Annotated in this window: 25 protein-coding genes; 10 read left to right on the top strand and 15 right to left on the bottom strand. The window is 63.6% G+C overall.

Annotation, left to right across the window (positions count from 1 at the left end; genetic code table 11):
- Positions 1–47: 47 nt before the first annotated feature.
- From AAFG07_RS14150 to AAFG07_RS14135, 4 genes are read left to right on the top strand one after another with little or no spacing between them, the layout of a single operon-like run.
- Complete coding sequence (locus tag AAFG07_RS14150) at positions 48–980, top strand: ABC transporter substrate-binding protein (protein ID WP_342729152.1); 933 nt, start codon at positions 48–50, stop codon at positions 978–980.
- Positions 981–982: 2 nt separating this feature from the next.
- Positions 983–1,720 (top strand): ABC transporter permease subunit, encoded by a 738-nt coding sequence (locus AAFG07_RS14145; protein ID WP_342727809.1) that lies wholly within the window; start codon positions 983–985, stop codon positions 1,718–1,720.
- On the top strand, positions 1,710–2,420 hold the full coding sequence (locus AAFG07_RS14140; RefSeq protein WP_342727808.1) for an ABC transporter ATP-binding protein: 711 nt from the start codon (positions 1,710–1,712) through the stop codon (positions 2,418–2,420). Before AAFG07_RS14145 ends, AAFG07_RS14140 begins: the two co-directional genes overlap by 11 nt.
- Before the next feature lie 41 nt (positions 2,421–2,461).
- Positions 2,462–2,815: a hypothetical protein gene (locus AAFG07_RS14135; protein WP_342727807.1), complete on the top strand. Its 354-nt coding sequence runs from the start codon at positions 2,462–2,464 to the stop codon at positions 2,813–2,815.
- 3 nt (positions 2,816–2,818) lie between these two features.
- On the opposite strand, the gene AAFG07_RS14130 is transcribed toward AAFG07_RS14135, so the two are convergent.
- The 4 genes from AAFG07_RS14130 to AAFG07_RS14115 all read right to left on the bottom strand — a co-directional run bounded on the left by AAFG07_RS14130 (position 2,819) and on the right by AAFG07_RS14115 (position 5,071).
- Positions 2,819–3,055 (bottom strand): hypothetical protein, encoded by a 237-nt coding sequence (locus AAFG07_RS14130; protein ID WP_342727806.1) that lies wholly within the window; start codon positions 3,053–3,055, stop codon positions 2,819–2,821.
- A 103-nt stretch (positions 3,056–3,158) separates the two neighbouring features.
- Entirely contained in the window at positions 3,159–4,043 is an 885-nt protein-coding gene (locus AAFG07_RS14125) for a hypothetical protein (RefSeq protein ID WP_342727805.1), read from the bottom strand.
- Positions 4,044–4,250: 207 nt separating this feature from the next.
- Entirely contained in the window at positions 4,251–4,331 is an 81-nt protein-coding gene (gene pqqA, locus AAFG07_RS14120) for a pyrroloquinoline quinone precursor peptide PqqA (RefSeq protein WP_009031067.1), read from the bottom strand.
- Between the two features lie 341 nt (positions 4,332–4,672).
- Positions 4,673–5,071: an EF-hand domain-containing protein gene (locus AAFG07_RS14115; RefSeq protein ID WP_342727804.1), complete on the bottom strand. Its 399-nt coding sequence runs from the start codon at positions 5,069–5,071 to the stop codon at positions 4,673–4,675.
- 200 nt (positions 5,072–5,271) lie between these two features.
- Between AAFG07_RS14115 and AAFG07_RS14110 the strand changes: the two genes are divergently transcribed.
- The 4 genes from AAFG07_RS14110 to AAFG07_RS14095 all read left to right on the top strand — a co-directional run bounded on the left by AAFG07_RS14110 (position 5,272) and on the right by AAFG07_RS14095 (position 8,723).
- Positions 5,272–5,517 (top strand): hypothetical protein, encoded by a 246-nt coding sequence (locus tag AAFG07_RS14110; protein ID WP_342727803.1) that lies wholly within the window; start codon positions 5,272–5,274, stop codon positions 5,515–5,517.
- A gap of 227 nt (positions 5,518–5,744) precedes the next feature.
- On the top strand, positions 5,745–7,409 hold the full coding sequence (locus tag AAFG07_RS14105) for a methanol/ethanol family PQQ-dependent dehydrogenase (RefSeq protein ID WP_342727802.1): 1,665 nt from the start codon (positions 5,745–5,747) through the stop codon (positions 7,407–7,409).
- A gap of 70 nt (positions 7,410–7,479) precedes the next feature.
- Positions 7,480–7,773, top strand: coding sequence for a cytochrome c (locus tag AAFG07_RS14100; protein WP_342729151.1), 294 nt, complete (start codon positions 7,480–7,482; stop codon positions 7,771–7,773).
- Complete coding sequence (locus tag AAFG07_RS14095; protein WP_342727801.1) at positions 7,770–8,723, top strand: transporter substrate-binding domain-containing protein; 954 nt, start codon at positions 7,770–7,772, stop codon at positions 8,721–8,723. The genes AAFG07_RS14100 and AAFG07_RS14095 overlap by 4 nt, the downstream gene beginning before the upstream one ends.
- A gap of 16 nt (positions 8,724–8,739) precedes the next feature.
- Here AAFG07_RS14095 and AAFG07_RS14090 read toward each other — a convergent pair whose 3' ends face one another.
- The 11 genes from AAFG07_RS14090 to AAFG07_RS14040 all read right to left on the bottom strand — a co-directional run bounded on the left by AAFG07_RS14090 (position 8,740) and on the right by AAFG07_RS14040 (position 18,901).
- A complete protein-coding gene (locus AAFG07_RS14090; protein WP_342727800.1) occupies positions 8,740–9,648 on the bottom strand; it encodes a flagellin in 909 nt (302 codons plus the stop codon).
- A 16-nt stretch (positions 9,649–9,664) separates the two neighbouring features.
- Positions 9,665–11,434, bottom strand: coding sequence for a flagellar hook-associated protein FlgK (gene flgK / locus AAFG07_RS14085; RefSeq protein ID WP_342727799.1), 1,770 nt, complete (start codon positions 11,432–11,434; stop codon positions 9,665–9,667).
- Between the two features lie 27 nt (positions 11,435–11,461).
- The gene (locus AAFG07_RS14080) at positions 11,462–11,917 is read right to left on the bottom strand and encodes a flagellar protein FlgN (RefSeq protein ID WP_342727798.1); all 456 of its coding nucleotides are present in this window, start codon (positions 11,915–11,917) and stop codon (positions 11,462–11,464) included.
- Positions 11,918–11,936: 19 nt separating this feature from the next.
- Positions 11,937–12,188 carry a hypothetical protein gene (locus tag AAFG07_RS14075; RefSeq protein WP_342727797.1) on the bottom strand — a complete coding sequence of 84 codons (252 nt, stop codon included), beginning with the start codon at positions 12,186–12,188 and terminating at the stop codon, positions 11,937–11,939.
- Positions 12,188–13,477, bottom strand: coding sequence for a flagellar hook protein FlgE (flgE, locus tag AAFG07_RS14070; protein WP_342727796.1), 1,290 nt, complete (start codon positions 13,475–13,477; stop codon positions 12,188–12,190). The genes AAFG07_RS14075 and flgE overlap by 1 nt, the downstream gene beginning before the upstream one ends.
- Before the next feature lie 19 nt (positions 13,478–13,496).
- A complete protein-coding gene (locus AAFG07_RS14065) occupies positions 13,497–14,168 on the bottom strand; it encodes a flagellar hook capping FlgD N-terminal domain-containing protein (RefSeq protein ID WP_342727795.1) in 672 nt (223 codons plus the stop codon).
- Positions 14,169–14,406: 238 nt separating this feature from the next.
- Positions 14,407–14,928: a hypothetical protein gene (locus AAFG07_RS14060; protein WP_342727794.1), complete on the bottom strand. Its 522-nt coding sequence runs from the start codon at positions 14,926–14,928 to the stop codon at positions 14,407–14,409.
- Positions 14,929–15,021: 93 nt separating this feature from the next.
- A complete protein-coding gene (locus AAFG07_RS14055; protein ID WP_342727793.1) occupies positions 15,022–15,465 on the bottom strand; it encodes a flagellar export chaperone FliS in 444 nt (147 codons plus the stop codon).
- Positions 15,465–17,171 carry a flagellar filament capping protein FliD gene (gene fliD, locus AAFG07_RS14050; RefSeq protein WP_342727792.1) on the bottom strand — a complete coding sequence of 569 codons (1,707 nt, stop codon included), beginning with the start codon at positions 17,169–17,171 and terminating at the stop codon, positions 15,465–15,467. Before fliD ends, AAFG07_RS14055 begins: the two co-directional genes overlap by 1 nt.
- 63 nt (positions 17,172–17,234) lie before the next feature.
- Complete coding sequence (locus tag AAFG07_RS14045) at positions 17,235–18,059, bottom strand: flagellin (RefSeq protein ID WP_050405219.1); 825 nt, start codon at positions 18,057–18,059, stop codon at positions 17,235–17,237.
- A 140-nt stretch (positions 18,060–18,199) separates the two neighbouring features.
- Complete coding sequence (locus AAFG07_RS14040; RefSeq protein WP_207831563.1) at positions 18,200–18,901, bottom strand: RNA polymerase sigma factor; 702 nt, start codon at positions 18,899–18,901, stop codon at positions 18,200–18,202.
- A 667-nt stretch (positions 18,902–19,568) separates the two neighbouring features.
- Between AAFG07_RS14040 and AAFG07_RS14035 the strand changes: the two genes are divergently transcribed.
- On the top strand, positions 19,569–20,462 hold the full coding sequence (locus AAFG07_RS14035; protein ID WP_342727791.1) for a hypothetical protein: 894 nt from the start codon (positions 19,569–19,571) through the stop codon (positions 20,460–20,462).
- Positions 20,456–21,910 (top strand): hypothetical protein, encoded by a 1,455-nt coding sequence (locus tag AAFG07_RS14030; protein WP_342727790.1) that lies wholly within the window; start codon positions 20,456–20,458, stop codon positions 21,908–21,910. Before AAFG07_RS14035 ends, AAFG07_RS14030 begins: the two co-directional genes overlap by 7 nt.
- Positions 21,911–21,925 lie beyond the last annotated feature (15 nt).

The raw sequence follows: 21,925 nt of genomic DNA, 5'->3' as shown, positions 1-21,925 counted from the left end.
TGATCATCTCTGTACGCACGGTGTTGGCTGCGGCAGTTCTGGCGGTCATGCAGTTCGGCACCTCGTGTAACGCGGAGACCATCCGCGTTGCAGCGCAGAAGACCGGAACGCTGGCCTGGGAACTGGCCGTCATTCGCTCCCATGGTCTCGACAAGAAGGCCAATCTGTCGATCGATGTCGTCGAGCTCGCCAGCCCCGAGGCCGGCAAGATCGCGCTGCGCTCCGGCTCGGCCGACGTCATGGTATCCGACTGGCCCTGGGTGTCGCGCGAACGCTCGCTCGGCGCCAAGCTGCAATTCTATCCCTATTCAAGCGCGCTGGGAGCCGTAATGGTCCCGGCCGCCTCGCCGCTCAAGACGCTGGCGGACCTCAAGGGGCGCAAGCTCGCCATTGCCGGCGGTGCGATCGACAAGAACTGGCTGCTGCTGCAGGCCGCATTGAGGCAGGATGGCGTCGACCTAAAGTCGCAGGCGACCATCGTCTACGGCGCACCGCCGCTGCTGGCCGCCAAGGCCCTCGGTGGCGAGATGGACGCGACGCTTAACTACTGGAATTTCTGCGCGGCGCTTGAAGCCAAGGGCTTTCGCCGGCTCGCCGGCATGGAGGAGGTCCTGCATAAGCTCGGCAGCAAGGGCCGCATCGCGATGATCGGCTACGTGTTCGACGAAGCCTGGGCCAATGCCAACAAGGATCTGGTGGCCCGCTTCATCGCCGTGACGCGCGCCGCGAAAGAGATTCTGGCGACCTCGGATGCCGAATGGGACACGATTGCGCCGCTGACCGGTGCGCAGGATGCGGCGACGCTGCGCGCTTATCGCGACCGCTACCGCGAGGGCATCCCGCGCCGTCCGATCGCTGACGAAGAGGCTGATGCTCGCGTGCTCTACCGGGTGCTGGCGCAGCTCGGCGGCCGCGATCTCGTCGGCACCGCGACCGAGCTCGATCCCGGCACGTTCTATCAAGCGATCCCGGGAGACTAGCGGTGCTGCGCCTCCTGTCATTCGCGCTGTTCATCGGGACCTGGTGGATTGCCTCGCTGTTGATCGGCGATGCCAAGCTGCCGGCGCCGCCGGCGGTGCTGTCGGTCCTCATAGCCGAAGCGCGATCGGGCGCGCTGTTCGTCAATCTCGGCGCAACGCTGGCGCGTGTCGCGCTGGCCTTCACCCTCGCCATGGCGCTCGGCTCGGCGATCGGCTATCTGATGGGCCGCGTGTCGCTTGCCAATCGCCTTGGCGACCCCTGGCTGATCCTGCTGCTCAACCTGCCGGCGCTGGTCGTCATCGTGCTGGCCTATATCTGGGCCGGGCTGACCGAGGTCGCCGCGATCACGGCCATCGCCATCAACAAGCTGCCGACCGCCGTCGTTACCCTGCGCGAGGGGGCCCGCGCGCTCGACCCTGCACTCGACGAGATGGCAACGGCGTTTGCCTTGCCGCGCGGTCGCGCGTTCCGGCATGTGGTCCTGCCGCAGCTTGCGCCCTACATCGCGGCCGCTGCGCGCTCCGGGCTGTCGCTGGTTTGGAAGATCGTGCTGGTCGCCGAATATCTGGGCCGCCCCAACGGCGTCGGCTTCGAGATCGGGGTCGCCTTCCAGCTGTTCGACATCCCGTTGCTGCTCGCTTACTCGCTGAGCTTTGCCGGTGTCGTGCTCGTCATCGAGACCCTGCTGGTGCAGCCGTTTGAAACCAGGCTAACGCGGTGGCGGCTCCGTGCAGCTTGAGGTCAATATCACAGGCAAGAGCTTTGCGAGTGCGGCCGGAAAGCGGCACGACGTGCTCGACAACGTCACCTTCACGTTGAACGCCGGCGAGGTTGGCGTGCTGTTCGGCCCGTCGGGCTGCGGCAAGAGCACCCTGCTGCGGATTCTCGCCGGGCTCGACGCCAACTACCAGGGCCATGTCGCGCGCTCCGCCGGCATGCGCCTCGGCATGGTGTTTCAGGAGCCGCGGCTGTTGCCCTGGCGCACCGTTGAGGAGAATGTGCGGATCGCCGCACCGCATGTCGACGGCGGCACGCTGTCGGCGCTGTTCGAGGTGCTCGAATTGAGCGTGCACCGCAACCATTTTCCCGGTGAGCTGTCGCTCGGCCTCGCCCGCCGCGTCGCGCTCGCCCGCGCCTTCGCCATCGAGCCGGATTTCCTCATCCTCGACGAGCCGCTGGCTTCGCTCGACAATGCACTTGCGGGGCGGCTGCGCGACCAGATCGCCATACTGGTAGCCAGCCGCAAGATGATGACGCTGCTGGTCACCCACGATCTCGACGATGCAGTCCGCCTCGGCGACCGCCTGTTCTTCCTGTCGCCGCGACCGGCTCGAATCCTTCACGTCGAAACCATCGCCGCGCCGCGCGCGGTGCGCGGCGAGCCGGAGATCGACGAAATCAAGCGGCGGCTCTCACAGTTGGACCTTGCAAATATGTGAGACGCCGTCATCCTTGCACGAAAGCGTAAGGGAGAGGTTGGATGCCGCGTGCATTGATCGCTATTGGTGTTGCGTTGCTTGTCCTGCCGGCGGCAGCGCTCGCCCAAAGCAAGGGCAAGGGCATCCGGCTGTGGAATCTGACCAGCGCTACGATTTCGAGCTTCGAGCTGTCGCCGGCGGGCAAGAACGAGTGGGGTCAGAACCAGACGCTCAACGACAAGGACAAGGAAGTCGACCACGACGAACGCTTGCGGATCACCGGCGTCGAGCCCGGCCGCTACGATGCCAAGGTCGGCTACAGCAGCGCCAGGCAGTGCTTCGTTCGCGACATCGAGATCAAGGCCGATGCCGTGTTTTCGGTGTCCGACAAGGATCTGAAGGACTGCAACAAATAGCAGCTAGCCCGCCGGCGGTTTACCGTCCGCGCCGGCGCGATCGTTGGTGTGCGGATATTCGCAGCGCCATCGCACCGCGGTCCATTTCGGATGTTCGCCGACCCATTGTGCGATGTAAGGCGGCGCGGCCATGGCGCATTGCTGCAGCGAACCGCTCCAGTTGAACACCAGATGCTGCTCCTCGCAGGTGGCGGGCGACAGCACGGCACATACAGTGACGATCAGATCAATCGGGTTCATGCGCGATCCCTAGGCGTGCTCACGAAGTAGGTAGCACGACGGAATACGTAATCAGCCAGGTCAGGGTTTCACAGGCCCGTGACAGGGCCTTGGGAACCCGGCTCTAGAAATTCAGACCGTACACCAGCCGGGCCTGGTGACGCTCGAAATTGACCAGGTCGAGGGCGGCATAGCTGCCGGCCCGCTGCCCCCAGGCCTGGACGCTCCAGGTCGCGGTCAGGCGTGAGCGCTCCGAGAGCTGGAAATAGGCGGTGGGACCGATGAACAGCGCCTGCCCGGACAGTTCATCCAGACCGATCCCCTCATACTTCCTGAAATAGCGCGCTTCGCCGCCGATCAGGATATCGGGCCTCACCTTGGCCATCAGGCCTAATGCGACACCGATCGTGGCATCCTGCTCTGCTGTGCCGTTGCGTGGGATGCGAGTCCATTCCGGCTCATAGCTGACGTTGAGGGCCGCCACTACAAAATTCGGGATCACCTCGCGGTCGAACGCCACCGTGAGTTCGGTCCCGTAGCTGCGGACTGCCGCAGCCGTCGTCTCGTCGACGCGGCCGGCGCGTGTCTCCAACGCCACCGTCATGCCGAAGGGCGCCGCCTCGCGATCGAGAAAGCGATAGCGGAAATCGACCGAGACGCTCTGCCACGACAATTGGCGGCGATCGTCAAAGCCCGGGACGCGATTGATATCGTACGCGCTGAACGACGTGCCGAGCTCGACACGGAAATTCGGCGCCGGAACGAGTTCGATCTCCATTTCCTGATTGAGCGCGCGGTAGCGGCCGCCATCCTTGGCAAAGCGCCCGGTGCTCTGGCTCTGGAATTCCCGCTCGCCGACGTCGCCCACATCGGACCCGATCATGAAGCCGAAGATGTGCTCGGTATCAAAACCCGCGGCGTAGGCGCCGAGCGGCAGCACCGCTGCGACGCCAGCAATCGCCGCGCACAGCACGCCCACCCAACGCCCTCGCATGATTTCGAAATTCATCGTCCCCGGACCCACCGCCTCAAGCCGCACTGTAGGACAAAGCAGGACGGCCCGCCAATCGCGCAGGTGGTCTCGATTTCAACCTGTTGTGGGAAGGATCTGCGGGAAATTCGAGCGGCAGCGTCGCGGCCGCGAAAGACGCCTGCCGCGGCTCGATGCAGCAAGCTGCACGAGCCGGGCAGGCTGTCTCGCGTTACTTGTCTCGGATTATTTGCGCGCTGCGCAGGCGTACATGTTGATTTCCATGCCGACCGGCACTTCGACGATCTTCGGTGTTTTCCAGGCCATTTCCTTCTCCCAAGTCTATGTTGGCGCAAGCGTCGCGCCGCGCGGCAAGCTAGGGCTGGCTATTCCAGGGCGCAAGCCGGCCGGGTAAGGACCCGACTTCGCTGCTGGGCATGCCGAACCGGATGACGGCTCGCTGACGCCCGCCCGGCTTTGAAACGGCTGGGAAACCCCGACGCTGATCTGTCAGGCATTTTCCGGCTGCCGGACGGCGACGCACCGATAAGCAGACCCGATTGCGCCGGCCGAGTCTTGCCCAAGAGCGAAATCGCAACTTTTTTTGTTATGCGCGAAATCCAGCATCAATAGGCGGAATCCGCCCGGCACAATTCGCTGGCACGGACCTATTTGAGCAGGCGCAGCAGCGCCCGGCCGGCGCGCGACTTCAACTCCTTCGCATCCAGCGTTCCGTCATTGTCGGGATCGGCGGCTTTGAAGCGCTGCTCGACGACCGCGAGATACTCGTCGAGCGTCAGGGTGCCGTCATGATCCGGATCCGCCTTCGCAAGTTCTTTCGCGGTCAGCCGTCCGCGCAATTCGCGGATATCGAGCGTGCCATCATGATCGGGATCGAGCTTCGCGAACAGATCGGCGGCGGCCTTCTTGGCCTCGGCAAGGTCGACCGTGCCGTCATTGTCGGGATCGAGCATCTTGAGCGCGCTGCCACCACCCGATGCGGCCAGAGCGGGACGTGACAGCACGGCCACGGCCAAAGTCAAAGCAAGCGATCGGCGCGAAATCATCATTGGTCTCCCTTGAGTGCCGCTCCAGCAAGGATACGGAGCGCGCCCTGCGATCGAAGCTACCATAGCAACTTCGATGAGGCTTCCCACAGCCGGAGCAATCAGCGAGACCTGTCAGGTTTCGGGTGGAAAGAAACCGCCTCGCGGATCATCTGTGACATTCGGCAAATGCCATTGCACCGGAACGAGCGGGGTGACCCATGAGCGATATTTGCAGGACCACGTTGGGCTGCCTCGTTGCACTCGGTCTGACCGCGCCCGCGTCCCCGCAGAACAGGGCCCCTGCCCCATCGGCAGAGGTTGTCCAGCAGCGCACGCTCACCGGCAAGGAGCGGCTCGGACGCAAATGGACCGACGAGCAGCGCATCGACAATTGCAATGTGCCGCCGGACAAGCGCGGCACCAAGCCACGTCCGAGCGCCTGTCCGCATGCGCCGTCGAGCTGACCGAACCGTTCGCGCTGCGGCATAGCGGCAAGTCACACTTGGCGTTGTGTATTCCATGCCACGGTAAGCTACGGGCGCATCAGCAAAAACCTGAAGCTTCGACCGGCTTCCGGAGGCTGGCTGGGGTTCGTTCACGTTTTCGTATTGACCCGTTTTGGTTTCAGGGGGATGGTTCCATCCGCAACGTCAGGAATAGGCGTGCGGAAAAGGTTCATTGGGAGGATATGATGAGACGCATTGCGCTGGCCGCAAGCCTCGTGATTCTTGCATCTTATGGTGCAAGCGCTCAGACCAACGAGCAGTTGGTCAAGGGTGCGACTGATACATCGAACGTTCTCAATTACGGAATGGGCTACAATCTTCAGCGCTTCTCAACGCTGAACCAGATCAACAAGGACACCGTCAAGAATCTGGTCCCGGTCTGGAATTACAGCTTGAACGACGACCGCAGCGAGGAATCGCAGCCGCTCGTCTACCAGGGCGTCCTTTACGTCACCACCCACAATGCCACGATCGCGATCGACGCCAAGACCGGCAAGCAGATCTGGAAGACCAAGGTCGAGTATCCCGCCGAGACGCCGCGTATCGTCTGCTGCGGCATCATCAATCGCGGCGCGGCTCTGTATGACGGCAAGCTGTTCCGCACCACCCTCGACGCCAATGTGATCGCGCTCGATGCCAAGACCGGCAAGGAGCTGTGGCGCGAAAAGGCTGCGGACATCAAGGAAGGCTACTCGATGACGGTGGCGCCGCTGGTCGCCGACGGCGTCGTGATCACCGGCATCTCCGGCGCCGAATTCGGCACCCGCGGCTTCATCGACGGCTGGGATCCGGCGACCGGCAAGCGCCTCTGGCGTACCTACTCGATCCCGACTCCGGATGAGCCCGGTGGCGACACCTGGAAGGGCGACACCTGGAAGCTGGGCGGCGGATCGACCTGGATCACCGGCTCCTATGATGCCGAATTGAACACCGTGTATTGGGGCATCGGCAATCCCGGACCGTTCAACTCGGCGGTGCGTCCTGGCGACAACCTCTACACCTGTTCGGTGCTCGCGCTCGATCCGAAGACCGGCAAGATCAAGTGGCACTACCAGTTCTCGCCGAACAATCCGTTCGACTATGACTCGGTGGCCGAGATGGTGCTCGCCGACATGAATGTCGAGGGCAAGCCGACCAAGGTGCTGATGGATGCCAACCGCAACGGCTTCTTCTACGTGCTCGACCGCACCAACGGCAAGCTGCTCGCGGCCAATCCCTATGTAAACGTCAACTGGGCCACCGGAGTAGACCTGAAGACCGGGCGGCCGATCGAGACCGACGTCGCCAAGGATGCGCGCGACGGCAAGAAGGTCACGGTCTACCCGTCGATCCTCGGCGGCAAGAATTGGGAGCCGATGTCGTTCAATCCGCAGACCGGCCTCGCCTACGCCAACACGCTGGCCTTCGGCGGCAAGTACAAGTCCGAACCGGTGACGTTCAAGCAGGGCGAGTGGTATCTCGGCATGGACCTCACCGATCCCTGGGAATGGGGCACCGGACCGCGCGGCCATCTCAAGGCGATCGATCCGATGACCGGCAAGGCGAAGTGGGAAGCGCCGAGCGATATTCCGCGCTTCTCCGGCGTGCTCTCCACGGCAGGCGGCGTGGTGTTCTCCGGTCAGCTGACTGGCGAATTCGAGGCGTTCGACGCCGACACCGGCAAGAAGCTCTGGCAGTTCCAGACCGGCTCGGGCATCGAAGGACAACCCGTGACCTGGCAGCAGGACGGCGTGCAGTATGTCGCCGTCACCTCGGGCTATGGCGGCGTCTATTCGCTGTTCTCGGGCGACGAGCGGCTTGCCAAGGTCCCGCCCGGCGGCTCGCTGTGGGTTTTCGCGGTCAAGAACTGAGCGCGGAGCACACGTGACTGAAAGAGTAACCCTGTTGACGGCGGCGATCTTCGCCGCCGTCGCGGCGGCCTTGATCACGTTGATCCCGGCAGCCGCACAGCAAGCCAATGCAATCGACCTTCAGGGTCAGGCCGACCAGGGCAAGGTCACCTACGCCAAGAACTGCTCGCACTGCCATGGGCCCAACATGGTCAACTCTGGCACCATCACGCCGGACCTGCGCGCGTTTCCCGACGACAAGACGCGCTTTGTGACCACCGTGAAGCAAGGCAAGAACGGCAAGATGCCGCCCTGGGCCGATATCCTGAGCGAGCAGGAGATCGCCGACGTCTGGGCCTTCCTGGCGAGCCGGAGGCCCCAATGAGAGCGCCTATAAGAGCGCTGCTGGCGGGCGCCGCGACAGCCTTGCTGCTCGCCATGACGGCGGCAGCACATGCTGCTGCCGGGGAGTCGCTCAAAGTATGCCTCGACAAGGATCTGCCGCCGTTGTCGGCGCATCATCGCGGCAAGCCGGATGCCGGTTTCGACGTCGCGCTCGCGCAAGTGATCGCCGAGCGGCTCGGACGGCCGCTCAAGATCCAGTGGTTCGAGAGCAAGCTTGACGAGGATTCGAGCCCCGCGCTGGAAGCCAATGCGTTGCTGTCGGACGGGCGTTGCTCGCTGGTCGGCGGCTACGCCCTCACCACCGACTCGCTGAAGGCGCCTGGTGTCGCGACGGCCAAGCTGCCGGACTTCGATGGCGCCACCCGCGACGATCGCCGGCGGCGGATTCCGATCGGGGTGCTGGCGCCAAGCCAGCCCTACATCTATTCGCCGATGACCGTCGTGCTCGGCCCCAAGGCCAAGGACCGGGTCAAGGGCCGCAAGATCTCCGACATCGGCGATCTCGCCGGGCTCCGCCTGACGATCGAAAGCGGTACGCTGGGCGATGCCATCCTGATGACCTTCGACAAGGGAAAGCTGATCGAAGACATCACCCACCTCGTTCCCGGGCGTAGCGACCTGTTGGGAGAGCTCGAGCGCGGAGAATTCGACGCCACGCTGCTCGACCTGCGCCGGTTTGACGCCTACCGCGCTGATCATCCCGACACCAAGATCACCGCCTCCGGCTATTACTATCCGATCGGCGCCAACCGCGGTTACGTCGCCCTCGAGACCGACAAGGCGCTGCTGGAGGCTGTCAACAAGGTGCTCACCGATCTGCAAGCCAAAGGCACCATCGCCGAGCTTGGCAAGGCCGCGGGCCTGACCTGGCTTCCCCCGCGCGAGCCGATCATTCTCGGCGACGTCTGGCTGAAGATCCTGAACCGATGATGTCGGCGACAGGCTGCTATCGCAGGTAGCTCGCCAGGTTCATGCTCTGGATCTTGGCGATCGCCGAATAGGATGCCGTCAGCTGCGCCTGATAGGTCGAAAGCTGTGCCGTCACCGCGGCGACGTCGACGCTGGTGAGGTTGGTCGACAGGGTCTTGGCGAAATTCTGGTAGTCGCTCTGGTTGGTGCTGGCGGTCTCGATCTGCGACGCCGAGGTAGAAAGCTTTGCCTGCACCGTGGACGTTGCATCCAATGCATTGCTGGCGAGGTCGAGCGCCTGCGAGATATCGCTCGACGACAACGTCGTGCTGTTGCCGACGTATTTCAACAGCCGCATGACCTGCTCGAAGGCGGGATTGTCGGCGGTGACGCCATAGGAAACCGACTGGCTGTCTGATACGCGCACCGACGCGATCTCGCTGTCACCCTTGTAGTAGCTGGTGTCTGATGTCGTCAGCGAGCCCGTGTCGTTGTCATAGCTCGACAGATCCACAGGCGCAGTATCGGTGCGGGCGCCGCTGAAGACGTATTCGCCGTCATACTGGGTGTTGAGCAGCCCCTGCATCTGCGAGATCGCCTGCTGGGCATAGTTGATCACCGATGCCGTCGCCGTGCTGCTGCCGGTCGTGGCGGCGCTGAGCTGGGTCCGAAGCTGCGTGATGATATCGGTCACCGAGCCGACCGCCGAATACATCGCCTGCACCTTGTTGTCGGCGAGATTGCTGGCATCGATATAGGACTGGGCGCGCGTCACCGAGACCTGCAAATTGATCACGCGCCCGGCGCCTGAGCCGTAGCCGCCGAAATCCTCGGATTGCAGCCCGGAGGACTCCTGCACCTGCTCATTGGCCATCACCGACTGCACCCGCAGCGCGCTTGATATCATCTGCTCCGATTGCGCGAAGGTGGCGACACGCATCATCATGACGAGGCCCTCACACTCAGGCTGCGCTCATCGCGGTCATCAGCGCCGAGAACATGGAATTGATGGCCGTAATGATCTGGGATGCGGCAGCGTATTTGTTCTGCAATGCACTCAGATTCGCGCTCTCCTGGTCAATGTTGACGCCCGACTGCGACGACAGCGAACTCGCATAGGTCGACTGCGCGGTCTGCTTGGATGTGTAGGTTGCCGACGCCTGGCTCGCCTTGCCGGCGACGTCGGCAACGATCGCTGCCGCATAGTCGGTGAACGAGCCGGTGGTGGCGCCCAGCCCACCCGCCATCGCGAAATTGGTCGACCCCGTCAGCGCGCTCGCGAGCGCATTCACCACCGTCGCCGAGCCCGACGACAGCACCGAGTTTCCGACCGTCAGCGTGGACGACGCATCGAGCGTCGACGTCGGCAGCGTCGCCGTGCCGCTCAGGATGTCACTGCGCACAGCGATGTTGGAGGCGCTGGTCCCCGTGATCAGGTCGTTGAGCCCGAAATACTGGGAAAATCCCTCACCGCCGACCGAACTCGTCATCTGATTGATGGCGATGCCAATGCCCGACCCGGTCGCCGAGATCGACAAATGTCCGTTGGCATCGACCGACGCCGATACGCCGGGGATGGTGTTGATCTTGGCGGCAAGAGCCCCCACCGTGGAATACGCCGATAGATCGATATCCTGATACGATACGAGATTGCCGCTCTTGTCGGCGACTGCGATACGCACCGTGCCGGTGCCCGCGAACGATGTCGAATTGCTGACAGTCGCCGTACCGGTCAGGCTCGTCGGCGGCGGCACCGATGTGCCCTGGTTCGAGACCGCATTCACGCTCGAGGCCAGCTGCTGGGCAAGCTCGTCGAGTTGCGACTGCGCGGCCGGCAGGGTCTGGTCGCGCAGGGCAATCAGGGCGCTGACCTTGCCGGAGGAGATCTGCGAGGTGATGTCGACCCCGTTGACGGTAATGCCGCTGAAGCCGCTCGACGATCCGGCGCTGTACGTCGTTGATGCCGTGACACTGGGCAGCGCCGTATAGCTCAGCGGGTGCGCTGTGCTGTCGACCAGCGCCTGCCCCGAGCCAGTATAGACCTGCAGATCACCGCTCGACGTGGTGAAATAGCTCACATTCATCTGCGAAGCGAGGTCCTGCAGCGCGCTGTTGCGCTGGTCCTCAAGATCGGCGGTCGACTGGCCAGCGGCCGCTTCCTGCTTGATCTGCTTGTTGAGGTCGGAGATCTGCTGCAGATCGGAATTGATGTCGGTGACCGACGAGGCGATGTCCTGATCGGCGTTGGAGCGCAGCTTCTGGATGCCGTTCGAGGTCTGCTGTAACTGATTAGTGACCGCAGCAAGCGCGCTGACGGCATTCGATTGCAGCGAAGCGCTGCTCGGCGTGCTGGCGAGCGAGGACAGCGCCGATTCGAATGCCGCGATCGTGTTGGCCAGCGATGTCCCCGTCGTGGAGCTGTTGCCGCTCGACGTGCTGCCATAGAGCTGCTGGAGCTCGGTCAGATAGTTGTTGTTGGTGTCGGCGGCGCCGAGATCAGAATCGGCGCCCACCAGCGACTTCAGGAGCAGCTTGTCGACCGCGCTGGTGATCCCCGAGATCGTGACGCCGGTGCCGACACCGCTGGTGACGCTGCTGCTCTGGTTGGCGGTCTTCTCGGTATAGCCCTTGGTGTCGGCATTGGAGATATTGGCCGAGGCGACGCTGATCTGCACCTGCGTGGCAGACAGCCCGCTGAATGCGATGCTTCGTGCGATATCGAGCGACGACACGGCCAACTCCCTCCGGCGCCGGCCCGATCAGGCCCGCACGTTGGTGCCATAGGACATCGCGGACGTGACACGACGGCCGCCGGCCCCATAAGGCGATACGTTGGCGATCTGCTCGCGGATCGCCTGCATGATCGCCTCGATCCTGCGATTGCTGGCATCGATTGCCGCGCGCAGCCGCATTACGTTCTCGTCCATCGCGACCCGGAGCTTCAGGATCCGGTCCATCAGCTGCTCGCGCAGCACGCGATCCTGGACATTGAGGTTGGCGGTCTTGCCGACGGCCTCCGCCACGCACTGCTCGAACAGCGTAGCGAGGCGGTTCTTCTCGTCGACCTGTTTCAGCCGAGAGGCCGGCAGGCCCTTGGCGAGTTCGACGTTCTCCTCGTTCACGATCTCGATCAGATTGTCGATCAACGCGATCAACGACCTGGCGCGCTCGTCATTGCCCGCGGGATTGATCTTGATGCTGCGTTCCGGTGTCATGTCATCGCTCCCGTTCAAGCTAGTGTCCGCGACGCAGGGCGCGAACCGATTGTGCGCTGCGCCCATACGCGGTGATTGCCGTTACCCGGACCGAGGCCCGGTTGAGTTCCTGGTCGAGCCGCGCGCACTCGCGCATCAGCAGGTCCCGCAGTGTTCCGACGTCGTCGAGCAACGCAGTGAGCTGCGCCCGATCGTCCGGCCGAACCGAGGCGGCCCTCGCCTTCAGCCGCCGAAGCCTGACCAGCAGGCGGTCATTCTTCTTTTCAGTCATCATCGCGACACCGCCGAAATCAGCGTGTCGAACATCTTGTTGACGGTGGTGATGACCTGCGATGCCGCAGAATAGGCCTGCTGCGCCGAGATCATGTTGGAGAACTGGCCGCTGGTGTCAGTGGTGCTCGATTCCAGCTCGCTGCCGTAGATCGTGCCGGCGCCGTTGGCCCCCGAGGTCTGCAGCGTGGCGTTGCCGGAGGCTGCCGTCGCGGAGTACAGGCCGTCGCTAGCCGCGCTCAATCCGTTGGGGTCGCTGAAGGTCGCGACCGCAATCTTGTAGATTGCGATCGTCTGCCCGTTGGAGTAGGTCGCATCGACCACGCCGCCCCTGCCGATCGCGATGCTGCTCAGCTTGCCGTAAGGCAGGCCGTCCGACGTGATGCTCGTGAGGTCGACGGAAGGCGTGGTCTGGCCCGACGAATATTGCGTGAGACCATCGGTCTTGCCGGCCGTGCCGAGATTGAGCGTGATCGCCGTACCGTTGGCGGTGGAGCTGTCGGCCGCGCCGTCCTTCCAGCCGGTGATCGAGATGGTCGGCGGGCTCGGCACCGTCGAGGCGAGCGAACCGTCGGGATTGAAGGTGATCGCCACCGTATCGGTGATCGCGTTGGCACTTGCCGTGCTGGAGTCCGACGCGAGCTTCGGCTGCTCGAAGCTCGCCTGCCAGGCATTGTCGGCGGTCTTCTTCCAGTCGATCTGGATGGTGCTCGCCGTACCAAGCGAATCGTAGACCGTCATCGAGCTGTTGAACGTCGCGCCGATGGCAGCATCGGCCGGAAGATTCGCCGCGACCGTGGTCTTGGTGGTGGCGCTGCCGCTGGTCGAGGCGACCTGCGTGTTGATCGGCCCGAGGCTCGCGGCTGAGGCGTTGCCGATGATGTTGCCTTGAGCGTCGGTGCGCCAGCCCTCGAGGTAATTGCCGTTGTTGACGAGATAGCCTGAGTTATCGGTGGTGAACGCACCGTTGCGCGTATAGGAGGTGGTGCCGCCAGTCGTCGCATTGGTGGTGACGAAGAAGCCGCTGCCCTGGATCGCAACGTCGGTGGCGTTGGTGGTCGCCGCCAGCAATCCCTGCTGGGTGATATTGGCGCGGCCGGACACCGTGACGCCGCCGGACGTGTACGAGGTGGCGCTGTTCGACGCCGTCACCAGATCTTCGAACATCGCCGACGTGGTCTTGTAACCCGTGGTATCGGCGTTCGAGATGTTGTCGGAAATCATTGCCAGCGACTGGCTCTGCGAATTGAGCGCCGAGATCGCCGAGGAAAGTGCACCAGTAAGACTCATGATAATACTCCGGAAGCAATCAGGACGTGACGCCGATGATGTTGGCTGCACTGACGGGGACGCCGTTCACGAGCAGCGAGGGTGTCGAGCCGGAGGCATCGATCCCGGTCACCGTTCCGGTCATCGTGGTGTAGCTGAGCAGCGAGTTTCCGGCGGAGTCGGTCGCGGTCACCTGGATCGTGTACTGGCCGCCATTGCTGAGCTGGGTGCCGCTCGTGGTCTGGCCATTCCAGGTGAAGGTGTTCGAGCCGGCGTTTCCGGTCCCCTTGCCGCTCCACACCGTGTTGCCCGAGGAGTCCTGGATCGCGATCGCGACGTTGGAAGCGGCCGAAGTGAGCGAATAACCGAAAGTGGCCGAACCGTTGGTCAGCTCCGCCGTGTTGGTCTTCGCCTCGACGGTGTGGCCGATATAGTTGACCGAGTTGAGCGTCACGAGGCTCGAGAACGAGCTCGCGAGCGACGTCATGCTGGCGTTGGTCGACTGCTGCTCGGTGAAGTTGGCGTAGGAGGTGAGCTGATTGATGAAGTCGGTCGTGCTGGTTGCGTTCAGCGGATCCTGGTTTTGCAGTTCGCTGACGAGCAGGTTGAGGAAATCGGTCGAGCTCATCCCCATCGACGCGCTGGTTGACGAACTCGACGACGAGCTCGAGGGGGCGGAGGCTGCAGCAGAGGTTGCCGAGGAAACGGTCATGACGAGGCTCTCTTCGTCGCGGGCTAGGCGACGGAACGCGGTGAAACATTGGGATCGTGAAGTCGTTCGCAGATAAAACGGATGACGCGGCGATTTCAGGCGCGGATTCATCCGCCCGGAATCACTTGATTAATCGGCAGAATTTGCCGTGTCGGCCGCGGCCCAGAGGCGCGCAAATGCGCGCGCGGGCCGACCCACCGCGGAAGGGCGCGGAGCGCTGCAAAGGAATGCGGAGAGCTTAGAGCGAGAGGCTGATCGGCAGGTCCGGTTCGCCGAGCATCAATGCCGGCGGCGCCAATGCGGGCAACAGGCAGAGGGCCAGCAACAGTGCAGGCAGCACCTTGCCTTGCTGTGCGGCATCGCCTGGAGCTTGAGCATCGTTCGGCTGCTCCTCAGACTGGGTCGGCTCCGGGGCCGCAACTTCGGACAGTGCCTGTTGGGGCAGTTTCGCCGCCGCGGTCACGATACGGTCGACAAGGCCCTTGGGTGCCCGAACCGGCGGCGCCGTGAGCGCCCGGCGTAGCGCGCTCGCCTCTTCATAGAGCGTCCGCGCCTCGGCCGACGATGCAAGGAGTTGGACGGCGGCAAGACGTTGATCATCGGGCCAGCGGGACAGATCCTCCCCCAGCCGGTCGATCAGGTCTTCGAATGTCGCAACGTCCATCCCGCGCGCAGATCCCGCCTCGTCGCCAAGGCTGTCATAAAGCATTCGCGGGACGGCGGAAATCAATTTCCGCCGCCGTAGCGTCAGGTCCAGCATGGTGCTCACCGAGCGGCCTTTTCCCCAACAGGACGCCCGCCCGAGCGCCCTGCCCCCTCCCGGCGAAACGTGGTTCGCCGGCCGATTCGCCGCTCAGCGCCCGGCGGCTGATTCGAGCGTCTTGCCGAGCGTCCTGGCCTTGGCGGCCTTGCCGGCGGTCGCCTCGACGAACTTCCAGGCGTCGCGGAGTTCCGTCAGGCTGGCAATGATGCGCCGGAAATTCTCCCTGGCGTGCGGCCGGCCGTAGGAGCGCAGGCACGCCATGATCAGGGCGTTGTAGGTCCGGAACAGGCGATCGGCCATCGCGCCGCCGCGGGTGACGTCGAGATGGTGGCTCAATCCGCGCAGGATCGCGGTCGCCCGCGTCAGATAGGTGTGCCCTTCCTCGAAGCGCTTCGCCTCGTGCGCATCCAGCGCCTTCTGTAGCAACGTGATGGCGCCATCGCACAGCATCACCACCGCCTTCAACGGCGGGACCGCCACCGCGGCGGATCGATAGGCATTGTTGGCAAGGTAGGCCGTAGCATTCTGGGTCATTATTTACTCGATGATGCGTTCAGGAGGGCACTCAGGTAGCCCAGCGTGTTGTTCGCGCTTTCGATGGCGGCCTGATAATTGGCGTATTGAAGCTGCAGCTGCGCCTTGAACGTCGCCGCATTGCTCTGGATGTCGCTGACCTGTGACTGCAGATCGGTATCGCGCGACTGCAGGTTGGTGATCATGGTCTGTAGCTGACCGCTGGTCCCGGAGTTGGTTTGCGCGAGCTGATAAAGTTGTGCCGCAAGCCCGGACGATGACGTCACGGTGATCGATTGCGAGGTCGAGCCGGTGTAGGTGAATGCCATGCCGGCGTAGATCGTGCCCGAATTGCCGATGATGGTGTTGCCGACCACCGAAAGGCCGGAACTGTCGCCGCCGACCGAGGCGCCGGTCAGCGTGCCGGTCGAATCCACCGTCACATCGAGCGTGAACGATTGCGGCGACGTGCCGGTGTTGACGACGTTGAGCTGGCTGGACGAGGCCGTCGTCTGCGCGGACAGCAGCTTGCTGACGCCGGCCAGATTTTGCGTCAGCACGGTCGACAGCGTACCGGTATCGAGCTGCAGCTCGTTGCTCTCGTTGAACGACAGGCCGAGGTCGGCCATCGTCATGTCGCCGACGGAGCCGCTGAGCACCTGCTGAAGCTGGGTCATGATATCGCGCATCGTGCTGTCGCCGAACAGCACCGCGCTCGATGCGGCGGTGCCGTCGGAATTCTGCGCGGACTGCGCGATCACCTGGTCGCGAAACGCGTTGTAATTGGTCACGAAGGTCTGCAGCGCTGACGTGATCTGGCTGGTGTCGGTCGAGATGCTGATGTTCAGGCTGGTGCCGCTCGGCGTCGGCTGCAGCAGGTCGAACGTGACGCCCGAGAGCACGTCGGAAATATCGTTGGTGTTGCGGGTGAGCGCGATGCCGTCGAGGGTGAATTCCGCAGATTGCGCCTTCTGCAACACGTCGGTGAAAGCCCCCGATGTGCCGGTGACGCCGAGCTCGTTCAGGATGTCGTCGCCGGATGTCGATGAATAGGTGATGTTTGCGGCGTCCTGGGTTCCCGTCAGCACCATCTCATAGGACCCGCTCGACACCTGGACGATGGAGGCCTGGACATTGGTGGCCGAGGTCTGCGCGTTGATGGTGTCGACGATGTCCTGCATCGACATGCCGCTGGTGATCGAGATCGCCGTGCTGCTGCCGCCGGCGAGGCCCAGCGAAAACGTTCCGGAATAGCCGAGTGCGGTCGAACTGCTCGACTGCGAAGTGCCGATCACCTTCTGCGCGGTTGCGAGCTGGGTGATCTGGAGCGCGTGATCGCCGGTCGCCGAGCCGCTGTTGACGCTCATCGACAGCGCCGAGGCGGCGCTGACGTCGCCGGTGGACGAAATCGTCGCCGAACGTGTGGCGAACGCATTGGTGGCGATCGAGTTGATGATCGACGTGCTGAGCGACGACAGCCCGGTTGCCAGGGTTGACAGCTCGGTCTGCAGGGACTGGTAGGCGGTGACCTTGGCCTGGTTCGCCGTAATCTTGGTGGTGATCGTGGTCGCCGCCGTGAGCTTGGCGTTGACTTCGGCATTGATCAGGGCAGTCCAGTCGATACTGGCCGAATTGGTCGTTCCGGTCGTAGTCACCGTGCTCGCAGAGCTGGCGGAACTCGACGATGTCGCGCCTGATGTGCTCGAGGTGGCGCTGCTAACCGTCATGTCGACACCTCCGCGGTCGTGAGAATCGGGCCGGCACGATGCCGGCCCGATCTATCGTTCGAATTAGCCGAGCAGCTTGAGCAGGTACTGCGGCATCTGGTTGGCAGCCGTTTCCGCCGACACCGCGGCCTGGGTCTTCACTTCGGCCGAAGACAGCGTCGCCTGCTCGGAAGCGATGTCGACGTCCTTGATCGCTGAATTCGCGGACTGCAGGTTCTGGGTCTGGGTCGAGATCGAGTCGGCGCTGAAGTTGAAGCGCGATTCCTGGGCACCGATCTCGGCGCGGGCGGACGACACGGTGTCGATCGCGCTGTCGAGGGCCGACATCGCGCTGGTGGCGCTCGACAGGCTGGAGACGTCGAGCGAGGTCACGCCGAGCGAGGATGCCGTCAGACTGGTCAGCGTGATCGTGATGGTGTCGGCCGAGGTCGAGCCGACCAGCACCGAGACGCCCGAGGAGAACACGCTCGAACCGTCGAGCAGGCTCTGGCTGCTGTAGCGGGTGCCGGAGGCGATGGAGTCGATTTCGCCCTTGAGCTGCGTGAATTCCGAGTTGATGTAGGCGCGGCTGGAGTCGGCCACGGTGCCGGAGGCGGACTCGGAGGCCAGCGACTTCATGCGGGCCAGGATGTCCGAGATGTTGGAGGCGCCGCCGTCGGCGGTCTGCAGGATCGAGGTCGCCTGCGCTGCGTTGGTGGCAGCCTGCTGCAGCGTCGTGATGTCGGAGGAGATGCGGGTCGAGATCGCCAGGCCAGCCGCGTCGTCGGAAGCGGAGGTGATGCGCGAGCCGCTCGACAGCTTCGACAGCGCGCTCGTTTCCTGCATCGAGTTGATGTTGAGGTAGCGGACCGCGGAGTTGGCGGCTGTGTTGGTGGAAATTGCGGGCATGAGTAGCTCCTGTGCTGATGGGGCATCGCATGCCGCATCGTGAAAAAGAGAGGTGACGCGGATCCAGCCCCCGTCCGACCGTTCAAACGGGTCGGCCGCCGGTGGTCAGGCGCGAAATCTTCAGAAGCCGGAATTTATGGTTAGCAGTCGGTAAACGCGCCGCGCAGGTCGCGCTCGTGCCGCTTGAGCAGCTCGCGCAGCTGTTGCCGCCCGCGCTTCAGCAGCGACTCGACCGCGGCCACGGTCGTATCCATCACCTCGGCGATCTCGCCGTTACTCATGTTCTCGTGGTAGGAAAGGATCACCGCGACGCGCTGCTGCTCGGGCAGCCGCTGCATCGCGAGCTCCAGAAGATTGCCGATCTCGTTGCGCTCGATGACGGTCGAAGCGTCGAGCTGGGTGTCGGCAACCTCGGGCACGACATCGACATTCTCGGTGCGCGGCTTGCGGCGCAGATCGATGCAACGGTTGCTGACGACACGATAGAGCCAAGTGGAGAACTTGGCGCGGCCATGCTGCCAGCGGCCGCGATGCGTCCAGACCTTCAGCATGGTGTCCTGCACCACGTCTTCAGCATCTGCGGCGTTGCCGACGATGCGCAGCGCGATCGCGTAGGCGCGATCGACATGGCGTTCGACGAGAGCACGAAACGCCGCCTCGTCGCCGGCGGCGAGGCGGTCGAGCAGCTCCTTGTCCTCGTCCTGGATCTCGACGGTGTCGAGTGGGCCTGCATCGGCAACGGTGGGGACGTTGCTCCAGGGAGCAGCCGCTTCGACCGGTGCAGCCGCGGCCGCCGTGGCCTCCACCTCGACCGCTGCCATCACATCAAGCGCGTAACTCATCCGCCGCTCTCCAACCAACGCCGCAAGCACACATCGCATGCGGCTTCTGAGCGTTGAACGGAGGGGCTGAGCAAACCAGGCGAAATTTTTTCGTTATTTTTCAAACGCTTAGCTGGATTTTTTTGCCGACCGCCCGGCAAAAGCTGCCGCTGCGCGGAGGCGCAGGGAAAAGTTCGACGGAGTCTGGAGCAGTCGTTCAGCATCGCCTCGCATTCCCGCGGGAGAGTTCGTCGCGCCGGAAAACGCTGTTGTCACATCAACTAACGCCACGCGAACACATGCATGCGCGGAGCATGCGAGTGATCCATCGCCGTTGGTCGCCATCTTGCATTCGACGATTGCGACTAGGCAATTTTTTCCGAATCACCATTTCGACGTTATCGGATTTTTTGAATCTGTCAGTCGCGAAGCGCGCGTTTTTGAATCGCGCATCAACTTTTTTGAATCATCGCGCCTGATTTGTCTCACGCAGGCGTTCAACGCATGAGGACTGGCGGGAATTTTGCGCATGACGATCATGACGGTCGACGCAACGCGTCGAGCGCAGAATGTTTCTGCATGTTCGTTCGATGTTTTCGATACATTTCTGTTGCGTGCCTGCACGACGCCAGATGGCGTATTTGAAAGGGTTTTTCAGCTTTCCCGCATTGCTGAAAAATTTCCATACATGTCCGTCAGTTTCGTTCAGCATCGAATCCAGGCGGAGGCGCGTGCGCGCAAGCTGGCGCTGGAGCGGTGCGGCTCCACTGAAGTGCGCATCGCCGACATCTATAAGTACTTTCCGTTCAGGCTGTTCGACCTGAGCCGCGATGCGTTGGGCGATCTCGCGCAGATCGAGTTCGAAGCCGAGCTCGAGCTGTGCCGCGCCAACCCGGAAATGCTCGAGCAATATATGGACATGAAGCGCGGCGGTTTTCGCGTCGGCTTCATTTCCGACACCTACTGGAGCACCGACCAGCTCGCGCAATTGCTGCGCTCCTGCAGCCCGGGACTGACCTGGGATTTCCTCTACGCATCCTGCGATCACGGCTCTGGCAAGAGCGAAGCGCTGTTCGAGGCCTATCTCGCCGAGCAAGGCATCGATGCGGCAAGCTCGTTCCATGTCGGCGACAATCACAACGCCGATATCAAGGGCGCCCGCCGTCACGGCATCCGACCGCGCTACTATCCGCAGGCCAGCGCGCCGCTGGCGTCGAAGTTTCAGCGCGAAACATCGATCTTCGAACTGCTGTGTCCCGATCAGCCGTCGCGACTCGATTGCGGCGCCCGCACGCTGCGGCGTGCGGTGACGGCGCGCAGTGCAGAGCATTCTCCTGCTTTCAACCTCGGCGTGACCGTGCTCGGCCCGGTGATGGCGGCGTTCGACGCCTTCATCGAAGCACAGCGTGCTGCGCTGGCGCGCAAGGGTGCACGCGTCGCGATCGGATTCCTCGGCCGCGACGGTCTGCTGCCGTATCGCGTCTGGCAGGCAAACCATGGCGAGACCGGCGCCTATGTCGAGATCGTCGTGTCAGCCTGGTCGGATCCGCCGATACGCTCGAACCTCTCAGTGAGTTGCTGAGCCGGGTCGTCAAGATCGACGCGGCCACCTTTGTCGATATCGTCAAGGTGCAGCCTCCGGCGGTGACGAAGTTCTTCGCGCAGTATCCCGACGGCATTGCGAGCGGCAGCGAACTCGCCGACGCCCTGCCCGATCTGATGGACTCGCGCGAAATCACCGACATCGCTGCCGGTGTCCGTACCCGCCTGCTCGCTTATCTTCGGGCGAAGATCACGGATTTCGACGGCTGCACCGACCTGATCCTGGTCGACCTCGGCTATTCCGCCAGCGTGCAGAAGTCGCTGCGGCGGATCTTCGATCGCGAAGGCATTCGCATCCGGCTGCATGGCGCCTATCTGCTGACGCTTGATGACGCCTTCGACGACATCGCCGATGACGACACCGCGGAAGGCCTGATCTCGGATCGCATCGTCACGCCGCACGTCAAGCGCATGTTGATCCGCAATGTCGCGTTGCTGGAGCAGCTTTGCTGTTCCGATGAAGGATCGGCGCGCGATTATCGCGGCGGTGAGGTGTTGCGCGAGGGCGACCAGCGCCCGGCCGCTCAGCTGGCGCTGGCGAACGAGGTGCAATCCGGAACGCTGGCCTATGCGTCGCGCGCCCGCGAGCTGGCGCCGCACTATGCACTGCGACCCGACGCCGACCCCATTGTTGCGGCACGCTGGGCCGCCGCCGTGCTCGGGCGCCTGCTGCTGCTGCCCGACGATGATGAACTCGTGCTGCTCGGCTGCATCAAGCATGACGTCAACCTTGGCACGCAGGCGCTCGCGCCGCTGCTCGACGCCGGCTTCATCGATGATTGCATCGTCGCCCGCGGCCTCTCGGCCGCCTGCGCGGCTCCGGCGCCGCCGATGTGGCTGGCCGGCAGCTTTGCCGCGTTGTCACCGTCGCACGCCTACCTCTACACATTGTTCGGCGCCAATCGCCTGCCGGCGAACGTGTTCGGCGAGGCGCAATGCGGGACGCTGCAGGTCGGCCTGTTCGGGCCGGACGGCCAGGCGTCGCTGGAAACCGTCACCGTCTATCACACCGGGCTCAGCGACCTCCGCCTGCGGATTCCACTGTCGCGCCAAATGGCGGTTGCGACCATCGCGCTGCCGCTGGCAAAGCTCACCCGCGCCGGGATGCTGCACGGCATCACGGTTCAGTACGGCGAGAGCGCCGCGAAGGCTGCGGAGAATTCGAACGTGAAGGCGATCGCCGAGGGACGGCTGATCGATGCCGGCCTGGAGCGGAGCGGCCGCCAGTTCCGTGCCACCAATGAGGACGGCATGCTGCTGATCCCGGTCGACGGCTTCGAGGACGATGTTGCAATCTACACCGTCGCGCTGACCGCCCTCGACCATGACCGCATCCTGGCGGTCGAGGACCGCGACGGTAACGGAGCCCCCTCGGCCACGCTGACCTGGCGCAGCGCCAACAGTGCGCAGGCATCCAAGGGCAACTGATTTGTCCGCCTGATC

The organism is Bradyrhizobium sp. B097, from assembly GCF_038957035.1.
GTDB lineage: Bacteria > Pseudomonadota > Alphaproteobacteria > Rhizobiales > Xanthobacteraceae > Bradyrhizobium.
Note: the sequence above shows the minus strand (reverse complement) of the source record. Positions and strands in the feature narration are given on the sequence as shown.